The 14610-nt window shown below is 39.1% G+C and carries 14 protein-coding genes; 12 read left to right on the top strand and 2 right to left on the bottom strand.

All coding sequences use genetic code 11. The features are described 5' to 3' along the window. The first annotated feature begins 187 nt into the window (after positions 1-187). From RG571_RS10510 to RG571_RS10485, 6 genes are all read left to right on the top strand, one after another. Complete coding sequence (locus RG571_RS10510; RefSeq protein WP_002295807.1) at positions 188-775, top strand: hypothetical protein; 588 nt, start codon at positions 188-190, stop codon at positions 773-775. 176 nt (positions 776-951) lie between these two features. Beyond that, complete coding sequence (gene rnz / locus RG571_RS10505) at positions 952-1893, top strand: ribonuclease Z (RefSeq protein WP_002376914.1); 942 nt, start codon at positions 952-954, stop codon at positions 1891-1893. Then, complete coding sequence (locus RG571_RS10500; protein ID WP_002295810.1) at positions 1890-2678, top strand: SDR family oxidoreductase; 789 nt, start codon at positions 1890-1892, stop codon at positions 2676-2678. Before rnz ends, RG571_RS10500 begins: the two co-directional genes overlap by 4 nt. Next, positions 2679-3122 carry a lipopolysaccharide assembly LapA domain-containing protein gene (locus tag RG571_RS10495; protein WP_002303793.1) on the top strand — a complete coding sequence of 148 codons (444 nt, stop codon included), beginning with the start codon at positions 2679-2681 and terminating at the stop codon, positions 3120-3122. It begins immediately after the preceding gene. 141 nt (positions 3123-3263) lie between these two features. Then, positions 3264-5561, top strand: a complete 2298-nt coding sequence (gene recJ, locus RG571_RS10490) for a single-stranded-DNA-specific exonuclease RecJ (protein WP_002376911.1) — start codon at positions 3264-3266, stop codon at positions 5559-5561. Positions 5562-5574: 13 nt separating this feature from the next. After that, positions 5575-6087 carry an adenine phosphoribosyltransferase gene (locus tag RG571_RS10485; protein ID WP_002295813.1) on the top strand — a complete coding sequence of 171 codons (513 nt, stop codon included), beginning with the start codon at positions 5575-5577 and terminating at the stop codon, positions 6085-6087. A gap of 287 nt (positions 6088-6374) precedes the next feature. On the opposite strand, the gene RG571_RS10480 is transcribed toward RG571_RS10485, so the two are convergent. Continuing rightward, entirely contained in the window at positions 6375-6593 is a 219-nt protein-coding gene (locus RG571_RS10480; RefSeq protein WP_002297436.1) for a hypothetical protein, read from the bottom strand. A gap of 179 nt (positions 6594-6772) precedes the next feature. After that, positions 6773-7396: a transcriptional repressor LexA gene (gene lexA, locus RG571_RS10475; protein WP_002296572.1), complete on the bottom strand. Its 624-nt coding sequence runs from the start codon at positions 7394-7396 to the stop codon at positions 6773-6775. Positions 7397-7542: 146 nt separating this feature from the next. Here lexA and RG571_RS10470 point away from each other — a divergent pair, with 146 nt between their 5' ends. From RG571_RS10470 to RG571_RS10445, 6 genes are all read left to right on the top strand, one after another. Next, positions 7543-7794: a DUF896 family protein gene (locus RG571_RS10470; RefSeq protein WP_002309377.1), complete on the top strand. Its 252-nt coding sequence runs from the start codon at positions 7543-7545 to the stop codon at positions 7792-7794. Between the two features lie 101 nt (positions 7795-7895). Beyond that, positions 7896-9893, top strand: coding sequence for a transketolase (gene tkt, locus RG571_RS10465; protein ID WP_002337707.1), 1998 nt, complete (start codon positions 7896-7898; stop codon positions 9891-9893). A 245-nt stretch (positions 9894-10138) separates the two neighbouring features. Next, positions 10139-11026, top strand: coding sequence for a glucosaminidase domain-containing protein (locus tag RG571_RS10460; protein WP_002376908.1), 888 nt, complete (start codon positions 10139-10141; stop codon positions 11024-11026). Between the two features lie 139 nt (positions 11027-11165). Then, positions 11166-12092 (top strand): cysteine synthase A, encoded by a 927-nt coding sequence (gene cysK / locus RG571_RS10455; RefSeq protein WP_002296093.1) that lies wholly within the window; start codon positions 11166-11168, stop codon positions 12090-12092. 235 nt (positions 12093-12327) lie between these two features. Next, the gene (locus RG571_RS10450; protein ID WP_113805584.1) at positions 12328-12774 is read left to right on the top strand and encodes a Fur family transcriptional regulator; all 447 of its coding nucleotides are present in this window, start codon (positions 12328-12330) and stop codon (positions 12772-12774) included. Positions 12775-13044: 270 nt separating this feature from the next. Beyond that, positions 13045-14397, top strand: a complete 1353-nt coding sequence (locus RG571_RS10445) for an NADH oxidase (RefSeq protein WP_002376906.1) — start codon at positions 13045-13047, stop codon at positions 14395-14397. The last annotated feature ends 213 nt before the right edge of the window (positions 14398-14610 follow it).

The following is a 14610-nucleotide window of genomic DNA, read 5'->3' as shown; positions in this document are numbered from 1 at the left end:
ATTTGTTCGAACTTTCTTTCACTCTTCACTATAATCTAAAAATAGAAAATAGAGGAGAACATCATTCGTCAATGATGTCCCCCTCTAATCTTAGTATGTTTTATTGGAAAAAAAGAGTGCTTTTCTTTTCTTATTTTACAATTAAAGGTAAAATAAATAACAAGAAGGTATGAAAGGGGCGTTTTTAATGAGCAAACGAGTAATCATTTTAAATTTTCAAGTAGAAAGCCAGGCATATCAGGCATTTTCAGAAATCAAAAAGTTACATGCTGTTCGTTCGATTAAAGGAGAACAGATGGCAGTTGTCAGCCATGATCCTAATGGGACACATCAATTCAAAATAGAAGATTTTATCGACTTTACCGGTAATAACAAATCTTCTACGGGTGGATTAATCGGAATGTTGGTTGGTGTATTAGGTGGTCCGCTAGGGATTTTATTAGGATGGTTTGCCGGAGGAATGATCGGTGCGACACAAGATGCCAAAGAAATAAAAGATGCCCAGACCGTGTTCGACTTTGTAGGAAATAAAATCGGTGAAGGAGCTACAGGACTGATCTTGATTGCTGATGAAGAGGACAATCGCCCACTGAATCAATTGGTAATGATGGAATTAGGCGGAGAAATTACCCGCTTGGATTATGAAGATGTCGAAAAAGATGTGCATGATGCGAAAGAAGCTGAAAATCATGCGAAAGAAGCTGCACAAAAGACTTGGAAGGACAAACATCCGCAAACTTCCAACGACAATGAAAGTTCTGGATCTTCAAATTAATAAAAAACAGCAGAGGATCTCAAACGGGTTCGCTGCTGTTTTTATAGTAATTTTCAAAGAAAACGCTATCGCTTTAGAACGTTATTTTTAATTTGAACCCATTCTCGACTTACGGTTGATTATCCCTTCTTTTTACCCTAAAATTAAAGAGGAACTTAAAGAAAGTCAGGTAGATTATGGAATTACAATTTTTAGGAACAGGTGCAGGTGTTCCTGCAAAACATAGAAATGTGACAAGTATAGCATTGAAACTTTTAGACGAGCGCAATGAAGTTTGGTTGTTCGACTGTGGCGAAGGCACGCAAATGCAGATTTTGCGAACGACTATTCGTCCGAGAAAAATCGGTAAAATTTTCATTACACATTTACACGGCGATCATATTTTTGGACTTCCCGGGCTCATCAGCAGCCGGTCATTTCAAGGTGGGGATACGCCATTAGAGATTTACGGGCCAAAAGGGATAGAGGAATACATAAAAGTCTCTTTAGGTATTTCGCAAACGCGTTTAAGTTATCCGCTGAAATTCATTGAGCTAAATGAAACAGCCCCGATTTTTACTGATCAGCAATTTTCTGTTTATACAAAAAAACTAAATCATGGGATCGACAGTTTTGGTTATCGTGTGGTTGAACATGATCATAAAGGAGAATTGCAGGTGGATCGTCTAAAAGAATTAGGTATTCCATCTGGACCACTGTACGGCAAACTGAAGCAAGGTGAAACGATCCAACTAGAAGATGGGCGGACGATCAATGGAAAAGATTTCGTAGGTCCAGATAAAAAAGGACGAATCGTGACTATTTTAGGCGATACGAGAAAAACACATAATTCCGTTGTGCTTGCGGAAAATAGCGATATTCTGGTACATGAAAGCACATTTAATAAAGATGAAGCAAGAATGGCGCACAACTATTTCCATTCCACGACTCATCAAGCTGCTGAAGTTGCAAAAGAAGCGCAGGCAAAACGGCTGCTACTTACTCATATCAGTGCGAGATATTTAGGAAAAGCAGCTTTAGAGCTTGAAAAAGAAGCACGAGAAGTGTTTGAAAACACGACGATCATGAAAGATTTTGATAGCATTGAGATTCCATTTCGCGAGGAGGAAGAGGCATGAATTTAGAAGATAAAGTTGTTTTAGTAACAGGTAGTTCAGGCGGTCTGGGCGCACAAATCTGTTATGAAGCAGCAAAGCAAGGAGCAATCGTTATAAGTTGCGCACGAAGAATGGCATTTGTAGAAGGTGTCAGAGACGAGTGCAGACGCTTGAGCGGCAAAGAGGCTTATGCTTTCAAGGTAGACGTCAGCAATCCTGAAAGCGTGGACGAATTATATGAAAAGGTGATGGAAGAAGTCGGGCGCGTCGATATTCTGGTAAACAATGCGGGTTTTGGGATTTTCGAAGACTTCCTTACATTCGACCTTGGAAAAGCATACGATATGTTTGAAGTCAATATCTTAGGAATGATGGTTTTGACACAAAAATTTGCGATCGATATGGCAGAAAGAAGACAAGGTCATATCATTAATATCGCGTCTATGGCTGGAAAAATGGCAACTGCAAAATCAACGGTTTATTCTGCCACGAAATTTGCAGTCCTTGGCTTCTCCAACGCTTTGCGATTAGAATTGAAACCACTTGGCGTAGCTGTTACGACAGTGAATCCAGGTCCAATCGAGACAGATTTCTTCGATAAGGCTGATCCAAGCGGAAGCTATTTGGAAAAAGTCGGACAAATCGTTTTAGAACCTGCCAAGTTGGCAAAAATGATCGTCCGCAATATGAGACATCCAAAACGGGAAATCAATCAACCGTTTATTTTAGAAGTTGCATCAAAATTTTATACGCTGTTTCCAACGATTGGTGATTATTTAGCCAGCGGAATTTTTAACAAAAAGTAGGTGAAGGAATTGAAAAAGCAAAGCAATGTGATTCTTGGATTTGTTTTAGTTTTGATTATTGTTCTTTTTGCTGTATTGAACAATAAAAATGTTCCTGTAAGTTTTGGCTTCACTTCCTTTTCTGCGCCATTGATCTTAGTGATCATCGGTTCTGCGCTGATTGGTGCACTGATTGTATTTTTGACTGCTTCGGCAACACTATGGCAGCAAAAAAAGCAAATCAAACAGCTGACTCAGGAAATGTCAGAATATCAAACAGAACTTCAAAAGAAAATTGAAGAAGCAAAAGAAGAACAGCAACGCGAGTTTAGAAACGAACGTGCGGAGTTGGAAGCTGCTTATCAGGCGGAGTTACAAGCGAAAACCGCACAAATCAGTCAATTGAAAGCGCCGGAAGAACAAAAAACTCAATCGCCCAAACAAAGCTTCAATTATTTTGACTAATAGGGATATTTCATAAATGGTCGTACAAAAGATCAGGTCCTGCTGAACATCTGTCTAGCGGATCTGATCTGTTTTTATTCTTTCTTTCTGCTTTTTTTTGCTGATTTCCTTTGCTATAATAACTAAGTTAGGAGTGAGAAAGTGAGACAAGCAAATTTTGATTGGAAGTTAAGCGAGACAGAGCCTTCTGAATCCTTTCTCCAAATGATCCGTGAACTGAAATTATCTCCATTTGTCGGTAAGTTACTGTGGCAAAGAGGTTACCATGAGGAAAAGGATATCAACCGATTTTTACATCCAAAGGAACAAGAATTACATGATCCGTATCTGATGCACGATATGGATAAAGCAATCAGCCGAATCCAAGAAGCTGTAATCAGTGGAGAAAAAATCCTCGTTTACGGTGATTATGACGCAGATGGGATCACCAGTGCAACGGTAATGAAAGAAACACTGGAATTACTTGGTGCAGAAGTAGAAGTATTCCTGCCAAATCGATTTGAGCATGGGTATGGACCAAACCAATCGGTATACCAAGAAAAGATCGAAGAAGGAATCCAGTTGATCATCACTGTTGATAACGGGGTAGCAGGAAATGATGCGGTAGCATACGCTCAGCAAGCTGGTGTAGACGTGATCATTACAGATCATCACGAACTACCTGAGAATTTACCAGACGCTTATGCGATTGTTCACCCTCGTCATCCAGCGGGGCACTATCCATTTCCAGATTTGGCAGGAGTCGGAGTAGCATTCAAAGTAGCTTCTGCATTATTGGAAGAACCGCCTGTAGAATTTTTGGATTTAGTAGCGATAGGAACGATCGCCGATTTAGTTTCATTGACTGATGAGAATCGAATCCTTGTTTCATTAGGAATCGATGCCATTCATCATTCAGAACGGATAGGACTTCAGGCGCTATTTGAAGAAAGCGGCGTAAAAATGAGGGACGCAGACGAAACAACGATCGGTTTTTCGATTGCTCCCAGACTAAATGCAATCGGTCGGATGGGCGATCCACGTCCTGCCGTCTCGTTACTTGCGACGTTTGATGAAGAGGAAGCATCCGTTCAAGCAAAAAAATTGAATGAGATCAATGAAGAAAGAAAAGCAATCGTAGAGCAGATAACACAAGAAGCATTAGCGATGGTCAATAAGGAGAATCATATCCATCTATTGGTAAACCGAGGATGGCATGAGGGCGTTTTGGGCATTGTTGCTGGGAAAATAATGAATGAAACGGGTAAACCAACGCTTGTCCTTACTTTAAAAGAAGATGGATCAGCTAAAGGATCTGGACGTAGTATTGAAGCCTTGAATCTTTTTGAAATGCTTGACCAGATGCGAGATTTATTTACTTACTTCGGAGGACATCATGCAGCAGTCGGTTTAACGATGCCAAGTGAAAATGTCACTATACTACAGGAGAAGATGAACCAATATATAGTCGATCATCAAATTGACTTGATGAGAGGGCCTGAGTTGAGAATTGATGAAGTATTGCTGCCAAATGAAGTAACAGTAGAGCGAATTGATGAGCTGAAACTATTGGCGCCATTTGGTACGGATAATCCTTTGCCTCAGTTTTTATTTCGACAAGTCCAAGCAGAAAATATCAAAAGAATCGGAGCAAACCAACAGCATCTGAAATTTGTCCTTTCCGATGCATCGAGTCAGCTTGATGCGGTCGCTTTTGGTTTTGGTACTCAAGAAGAAGAACTGCTGAATAATCAGGTAGATGTGGTAGGAAAGCTTTCGATCAATGAATGGAACGGGCGTAAGAAACCGCAGCTGATGGTATCTGATTTTTCTGTGGGTGGTCTGCAAGTATTTGATTGGCGGGCAAAACGTTTCCGTGAACAGAGCCGAACGTCGGAAGGTAGCCTTTATTTAGCATTTGATTCTTCGACGTTGAAATTCGTGCCTGAGATTATCCAGGAAGCTGCGATTGTTTTCGAAGGACTAGATTCTGTAAAGGCAATAATTGAAAAAAGAAAACCGAACTCTCTAGTTGTTATGGATTGTCCAGATGATTTAGCGGATCTGAAAGAAGTTTTTCGGTCTTATTCATTCAATCGTGTTTATCTGATGGGGATTTCGCCTGATGAGGCCTATTTGAATGGGGTAGGCACAAGAGAACAGTACGCAAAATTGTTTAAACTGATCCATTCTCAAGAACGAATTGATATACGTCATAAAATGAAAGCAATAGCTCAATATTTGCGTATCCCTGAAAAATTATTAATTTTTATGATACAGGTGTTTTTTGAATTGAAATTTGTTACAATAGAGAACGGTGTTTTACAAAAAGTCGCTAGCCCAGAAAGTCATCCTTTGACTGAGAGCAGATTATACCAGCGGCGGCTCAATAAAATCAAAGTTGAGGAATTTTTGCTTTTGAGCGATATTCCTACCATAAAGAAATGGTTAACAACCTAGGAGGAAACAAAGAGTGGATTTAAAAGATTATATTGCCAGTATTCCCGACTATCCGTCAAAAGGAATTGTGTTTCGAGATATTTCCCCACTGATGGCAGATGGTGACGCTTATCGGGAAGCTACGAAGCAAATCGTAAATTATGCAAAAGAAAAACGAATTGATATGGTAGTTGGGCCAGAAGCCCGTGGATTCATCGTAGGATGTCCTGTTGCTTATGAGTTAGGAGTCGGTTTTGCCCCAGTCCGCAAAAAAGGGAAGTTACCTCGAGAAACCATCGAAGTGACTTATGGATTAGAATATGGAACAGATACATTGACATTGCATAAGGATGCCATTAAACCAGGTCAACGTGTGCTGATTTGTGACGATTTGCTAGCTACTGGAGGAACAATCAAAGCGACGATCGAACTGATTGAACAATTAGGCGGTGTAGTCGTAGGCTGCGCATTTTTGATCGAATTGATGGATCTCCATGGACGCGACAAAATCAAAGGATATGACATCATTACATTAATGGAATATTAAGCAGAAAAAAGAAGCTATTCTTGATGTTATTCTTAAAGAAGCGATTTTAAAGCGACCCTCAAAAGTCAGATTCTCTATCTGACTTTTGAGGGTCGCTATTTTTTTATAAATGGAAACAAGCAAAGACCAGTAGAAGTTTAAAAAATCACTTTTTCCGCAATTTGACTTAATACCGAAAAACTGGCTTTAGAACACCGTTTATTCGAAAAAAGGATGTGACCGATTTTTGTCACACCCCCGTAAAAGTTTAACTTCTTGTCTTTTGAATAATTAGCAGTCAATCCTTATTATGATTGCCTGGATCTGTAGTAGGGCTCATGATAGAAATGATCTTCATGAATTCTGCGCCGCTCAGATTGACGGTACTTCTTTTCATCCCACAACATGAACCACAAAGTAAATAACGGAACAAACACAAGTAAAGCTGGACGTATGCCGAAATTACCAATAATAATACCTAAAAACAAAACAGTTAATACTAAGCCAAGACGTCTCATTGATTTCATGAATTCTCACCTCGTTAATTTATGCGAACAATTGTTCGTATGTTTAGTATACGAATATTTGTTCGGTTTGTAAAGAGGGAAGTGATAAAAATTTGAAAGAAGAAGAACCCGGGCGAAAAAAGAGTTTGAGACCATCGTCTCAAACTCTTTTTAAAAAGTTTTCTTTTAATTAGTAGCAATTAATAGATATGACTACGATAAAGTCCTACTACTCGTCCTAATATAGATACTTGATCTAAGATGATTGGTTCGAGCAAGTCGTTTTCAGGCTGCAGACGGAAAAAGTTTTTTTCTTTATAGAATCGTTTGCAAGTCGCTTCGTCCTCGGCAGTCATTGCAATGACAATATCGCCATTTTGAGCAGTTTCTTGCTTCCGAACGATCACGTTGTCACCATCCAAGATCCCAGCATTGATCATACTATCTCCACGAATTGTCAGCATAAAGAGACTGCCTTCTTCGGAAGAAAGATTAGGAGGGATTGGAAAGAAGTCTGAAGCATCCTCTACTGCTAAAATGGGTTCTCCAGCTGTTACGACGCCAAGTACTGGAATAGTTGTTGGACGAATCCCAATCTTTTCTAAACCTTGTTTTGTCAACTCGATTGCACGAGGTTTCGTCGGATCTCTTTGGATAAACCCTTTTTTTTCAAGCCGTGCAAGATGACCGTGAACAGTAGAAGTAGAAGAAAGCTGAACAGCTTCCCCGATTTCACGGACAGTCGGCGGGTATCCTTTTTGAGTTACTTGTTCATGGATATATCGTAAGACTTCGATTTGTCTTGATTCAGTTTGTCGGGCCACAAGGTACACCTTCTTTCACTTGATAAATAAATAGTACCATATAAAAAGCGCTAAATCAAACGAATGTTCGTATTTTATTTAGTTTATCTAGTTGTTTTTTTTTCAGTTTTTATATAATATGAAGGAGAGTAAAAGGAGGGCTGAGCATGCTGTCACCTGAAAAAATAGAGCGGATCAATGAACTTGCACGTAAAAAGAAGGAAAATGGTCTCTCAAAAGCCGAAGAACAAGAACAAATCAACTTGCGCAAAGAGTATTTGGAAGCTTTTCGTTCCGGTATGCGTCATCATATCGAAGGAATGAAAATCGTCGATCCTGAGGGCAATGACGTGACCCCGGAAAAATTAAAAGAAATCCAAAAGAAAAAAGGCTTACACAACCGAAATGACAACTTTTAGTAAAAAATACTGAAAAAGATTGCTTTTTCGTGTGACATCTTATAGAATGAAAGTGTAAGAAATAAAGGTAAAAAAAACCTAAATTAATAGGAGGGGTTATTTTGTTTGACAAAATTGACCAACTTGGCGTTAACACAATTCGTACATTAAGTATTGAAGCAGTCCAAAAAGCAAACTCAGGACATCCTGGATTGCCGATGGGCGCAGCACCTATGGCATATGCGTTATGGACAAAACACCTGAAAGTAAATCCAACGACATCAAAAAACTGGGCTGACCGCGACCGTTTCGTTCTTTCGGCAGGACATGGGTCAGCAATGTTGTATAGCTTGCTTCATTTAGCTGGCTATCAAGTGACAATCGATGATTTGAAACAATTCCGTCAATGGGATTCTAAAACACCAGGACATCCTGAAGTACATCATACAGATGGTGTAGAAGCCACTACAGGGCCATTAGGACAAGGGATTGCAATGGCTGTCGGTATGGCAATGGCAGAAGCGCACCTTGCAGCAACGTATAACAAAGAAAACTTTAATGTGATGGATCACTATACGTATGCAATATGCGGTGACGGAGACTTGATGGAAGGGGTATCTCAAGAAGCAAGTTCGATGGCAGGTCATATGAAACTAGGGAAATTGATCGTTTTATACGATTCAAACGATATTTCACTAGACGGTCCAACTTCAAAAGCTTTCACAGAAAACGTTGGTGCTCGCTATGAAGCATATGGCTGGCAACATATCTTAGTGAAAGACGGAAATGACCTAGAAGCAATCTCTAAAGCGATTGAAGAAGCAAAAGCTGAAACAGACAAACCAACATTGATCGAAGTAAAAACAGTCATCGGCTATGGTGCTCCTAAAGAAGGAACATCTGCTGTTCATGGTGCTCCTATTGGTGAAGATGGCATCAAGATGGCTAAAGAAGTTTATGGTTGGGAGTATCCAGATTTCACTGTTCCAGAAGAAGTAGCTGCCCGCTTCCATCAAACGATGATAGAAGAAGGACAAAAAGCTGAAGATGCATGGAATGAAATGTTTGCCAATTATAAAAAAGCTTATCCTGAATTAGCACAACAATTTGAAGATGCTTTTGATGGCAAACTACCAGAAAACTGGGATGCAGAATTGCCAACTTATGAAGTTGGAAGCAGTCAAGCAAGCCGTGTTTCAAGTAAAGAAGTCATCCAAGAATTATCGAAAGCTATACCAAGCTTCTGGGGTGGTTCAGCGGACTTGTCAGGTTCCAATAATACAATGGTGGCTGCAGATAAAGATTTCACTCCTGAACATTATGAAGGACGCAACATCTGGTTCGGTGTCCGCGAATTTGCAATGGCTTCGGCTATGAATGGTATCCAACTTCATGGCGGAACTCGTATCTACGGTGGAACATTCTTTGTCTTTGTCGATTATCTAAGACCAGCAGTTCGTTTAGCAGCAATCCAACATACTCCTGTTGTTTACGTCTTAACACATGACTCGGTTGCTGTCGGAGAAGACGGACCAACGCACGAACCGATTGAACAACTAGCATCTGTTCGCTGCATGCCTGGTGTTCAAGTGATTCGTCCGGCAGACGGAAATGAAACACGTGCTGCTTGGAAAGTAGCGATGGAGACAACAGATGCGCCTACTATCCTTGTATTGAGTCGTCAAAACCTTCCAGTATTGCCTTCTACAAAAGAAGTAGCAGATGAAATGGTGAAAAAAGGCGCGTATGTTCTTTCTCCATCACAAGGAGAAACACCAGAAGGTATTTTGATTGCAACAGGTTCTGAAGTTGATTTGGCTGTGAAAGCTCAAAAAGAATTGGCTGAAAAAGGCAAAGATGTTTCTGTTGTTTCTATGCCAAGCTTTGACCTCTTTGAAAAACAATCTTCTGAATATAAAGAAAGTGTACTTCCTAAATCAGTGAAGAAACGTGTGGCTATCGAAGCTGCTGCATCATTTGGATGGGAACGCTACGTAGGAACAGAGGGCGCAACGATTACAATCGATCATTTCGGTGCATCTGCCCCTGGCACTAAAATTTTAGAAGAATTTGGATTTACAGTAGAAAATGTCGTGAATACGTACAATCAACTATCATAGATCCAAGCAATTGTTTGACTGATAAGAACAGCTGTCTGCAAGTTGGAGACAGCTGTTATTTATGTGTTAGAAGAATAAATCAATATTACTTTTCGTTTTCGGCTATGTTACATTTAAATGACAAAACAAAGAATTCTTCGGATTAGTTTGTGTTTCTTGAGAATTAAAAGTATAATTTAATTAATTAAGTTTGTTTTAAGAAGAGAACTTTTTATTAAGTTTTTTTATTTTGAGGAGGAATTTGAATGCAAGAGCTGAAGACCCGCAGTGCCCGACACCATAGACCTAAAAGAAAAATGGTGATCAATAAAAAAGCGATTGCTCCTTTAATTGGAACGAGTCTTTTAGTTGGGCCGATGATGGTTACAGCGGTACCGCAACATGTTCATGCAGATGAACAAGGATCTCAAACAGTCGCTGATCCTCAAGCGTTTATCGATCAAATCGGCTGGTCTGCGTCAGAAGTTGCTGCAAGTAATGACTTGTATGCTTCAGTCATGATCGCTCAAGCGTTGTTGGAAAGTGCATATGGCACTTCCGGATTAGCTAGTGCGCCAAATTATAATCTATTCGGTGTGAAAGGAAGCTATAACGGACAGGTCATTTATATGGCAACCAAAGAATATGTAAACGGACAATGGGTAACGATGAATGAACCATTCCGAAAATATTCTTCTTATTGGGAATCCTTCCAAGACCATGCGAATGTTCTTCGTTCAACCAGTTTTTCCACGGGCGATTATCATTATGCTGGCGTGTGGAAAAGCAATACAACAAGTTTTTATGATGCAACAGCGTACTTGACAGGTCGTTATGCTACCGATCCAAATTATGGGGCCAAATTGAACTCATTGATTAATACTTATAATTTAACCCGTTTTGATACGCCATCAACAGGTTCGGCTACAACAACCACAAGTACAACAACAACGACTACTACGACGACTTCAACGTCATCATCTTCAACAACAGATGTAAATACAAATAATGGTCAGACATATACAGTCGTGTCAGGTGATACGCTATGGGATATTGCACAAAAATTTGGCATGTCTGTTGATGATCTAATGGCGAAAAATGGCATGTCTATGTCCAGTTATTCTTTATTAGTTGGTCAAGAACTAAACGTTTGATTTAGATAAAAAGGCAAAGAAACTACCATATATGGTATATCTTTGTCTTTTTTTTGCTAGTCAAAGACGAATCACTCGCCATAAATGAACAGATTGTATTATGATAAGTAAGAAGAGCAAAGACAAGGAGGAATTGAAGATGACAGCTATCTATAACTCAGTCACCGAATTGATTGGCAAAACGCCAATCGTCAAATTAAATAAAATCGTACCAGAAGATTCAGCAGATGTTTTTGTAAAGCTTGAGTTTTTTAATCCAGGAGGAAGTGTAAAAGATCGTATTGCTTTAAGTATGATAGAAAAAGCAGAACACGATGGTCTACTGAAACCAGGTGATACTATCATTGAACCTACTTCTGGAAATACAGGAATCGGATTGTCGATGGTAGGAGTTGCAAAAGGATATAAAGTAATCATCGTGATGCCTGAGACGATGAGTATCGAAAGACGTTTATTGATGAAAGGGTACGGCGCAGAGTTGATTTTGACTCCTGGTGCGGATGGTATTTCTGGATCAATCAGAGAAGCAGAACGTTTGGCAAAAGAAAACGGCTACTTTTTACCATTACAATTTGAAAATGAAGCAAATCCTCTTGTGCATGAGAAGACGACTGGTCCTGAGATACATCAAGCATTTGGAGTAAATGGCTTGGACGCGTTTGTTGCAGGTATCGGTACAGGAGGAACGATCACTGGCGCTGGCCGAGAATTAAAACGTGTGTATCCGAAAATCGAATTAATCGGGGTAGAACCAGCAGAATCTGCTATTTTAGAAGGGAAAGAAGCGGGACCTCACAAAATCCAAGGAATCGGTACAGGTTTTGTTCCTAAAACACTGGATACTTCTGTGTATGATAAAGTCCTTTCTATTAGTGGAGACGAAGCGATGGAAACAGCTAGAGAAGTTGGGCGAAAAGAAGGGATTTTAGTAGGCATCTCATCTGGCGCTGCAATTGCTGCCGCGCTAAAAGTCGCAAAAGAATTAGGAAAAGGCAAGAAGGTATTAGCTGTGGTTCCCGACAATGGTGAACGTTATTTATCTACAGCCCTTTACCAAGAGATATAAGGCACTTGGTTTTTCTCCAGATAGGTTTATGTAAAAAACTTTTAAAGATGAAAAGAACACACAAAAATTTATGATGAGAAAAATTATTTGAATAGAGACGTAGAATAGTGAACGCGACTGTTTTACGTCTTTTTTCATTAAAATACAATAAAATTGAATTTTCTTTTCATGTTAAGTGGATTTTAAAATGTAAAAATAGTATGATAAGACGAGAATAACAACGTGGGGTGTTTACATGGAAAATAAGTTAGTCGAAGAGGTTATCGAAAAGTTAAAAAAAGAGAACATTCGAATCACACCTCAACGGTACGCGGTTTTAGAATATTTGATTGAACATCATTCCCATCCAACGGCTGATGAGATTTATAAAGCACTTGAACATCGGTTTCCAAATATGAGTGTTGCGACTGTTTACAATAACCTTCGCTTATTTACTTCGATTGGATTTGTTCAAGAAATGAAGTACGGCGATGCTTCTAGCCGATTTGATTTCAGTTCAAAGCGTCATTATCATGTAATTTGTGAAAACTGCGGTAAGATTGTTGATTTTCATTACCCAGGGCTTGAAGATATAGAAATGGCTGCGAGCAGACTGACTGATTTTGAGATTAATGAACATCGGTTGGAATTGTATGGACTCTGTCCGGATTGTAAAGAGTCAGCAAAAAAGACGCAAATGTAAAAACAGTTTCTATAAGTGTTATACCTAAAAAAAGCTAGCTGTGTAAAAAAACGCTAGCTTTTTTATTTTTTGTCTTTTATTCACAATCTTAGATATCAAAGTGAATATTATCACAATAAGAATCTTGTAGATATTGGGTTCTTATGCTTGAAAAGGAATGAAACTACAAACAAACCTTTGTGAATTCACAAGCATTAAACTGTTGTATCCGTTTTATTTCTGTTATAGTAGTTTTGTCGAAGGACAAAATGTTAATCGGAGGGACCATAAATGAAAGTAGTAGTAATTGGCTGTACTCATGCAGGTACTGCAGCTGTAAAAAGTATTTTAAAAAATCATCCAGAAGCAGAAGTGACAGTATATGAAAGAAATGACAATATTTCTTTCTTATCTTGCGGTATCGCACTTTATGTCGGAGGAGTAGTAAAGGACCCAGCAGGCTTGTTCTACTCAAATCCTGAAGAATTATCTTCATTAGGAGCAACAGTTAAAATGGAACACGATGTAACAGACATCGATACAGAAAATAAAACAGTAACGGCAAAAGATCTGAAAACAGGAGAAACAGAAACGGTTTCTTATGATAAATTAGTGATGACAACTGGTTCATGGCCTATTATCCCACCGATTAGTGGAATCGATGCGAAAAATGTACTCCTATGCAAAAACTACAATCAAGCAAATGAAATTATTGCACAAGCGAAAGAAGCAAAACGTGTAGTAATTGTTGGTGGTGGATATATCGGTATTGAATTAGTAGAAGCTTTTGTCGAATCTGGAAAACAAGTGACATTGATTGATGGATTAGATCGCATCTTGAATAAATATCTAGATAAACCATTCACAGATATCTTAGAAAAAGAATTGACAGACCGCGGTGTTACTCTTGCGCTAGGCGAAAATGTTACTGAATTTATCACAGATGAAGAAGGAAAAGTGAAACAAGTAGCTACACCAACAGATACATTTGATACAGATATGGTCATTTTATGTGTGGGCTTCCGTCCAAATACAAAACTGATCGAAGGAAAAGTAGATACACTGCCAAACGGGGCAATCAAAGTGAATGAATACATGCAGACAAGTAATCCAGACATTTTTGCAGCTGGAGACTCTGCAGTAGTCAACTACAATCCAAGTGGCACGCAAAACTATATTCCTTTGGCAACAAATGCCGTTCGTCAAGGTTTGCTTGTGGGAAATAATTTGACAGATCATAAAATGGCGTATCGTGGTACTCAAGGAACTTCAGGACTTTACCTATTTGGCTGGACGATCGGTTCGACAGGTGTGACCAAAGAAAGCGCAACTTTGAACGATCTAGAAGTCCAAGCGACTGTATTTGAAGATAATTATCGTCCAGAGTTCATGCCCACTACTGAAAAAGTAATGATGGAGCTAGTCTATGAAAAAGGAACGAATCGTATCGTAGGTGCTCAGTTCATGTCCAAATACGACATTACACAATCAGCAAATACCATGTCTTTAGCTGTTCAAAATAAAATGACTGTAGAAGATCTCGCACTTTCAGATTTCTTCTTCCAACCACATTTTGACCGCCCATGGAATTACTTGAACCTACTTGCACAAGCAGCGCTAGGCGAAATCGAAACTGCACAATAAAGAAAAAGGGTTGTGACACAATTTTGTCACGACCCTCTGTCTTTTTTGTGAAAAGTACAATTAGTTGTCTTTCTTCGAATTTTTTGTCACAATAAGCAGCAAAGATAAAGCTGTTACATAAAAGAACAAGCAGCTTTATTTGATTTTGAAAAGAAAGGTGAGAAAGAAGATGAATAAAGAATATTTTGTCCAACAAGATGCATTTTTAGAAGA

Source organism: Enterococcus sp. FR204, from assembly GCF_031143325.1.
GTDB lineage: Bacteria > Bacillota > Bacilli > Lactobacillales > Enterococcaceae > Enterococcus_B > Enterococcus_B faecium.
This window is presented reverse-complemented; position numbering and strand designations above follow the sequence as displayed.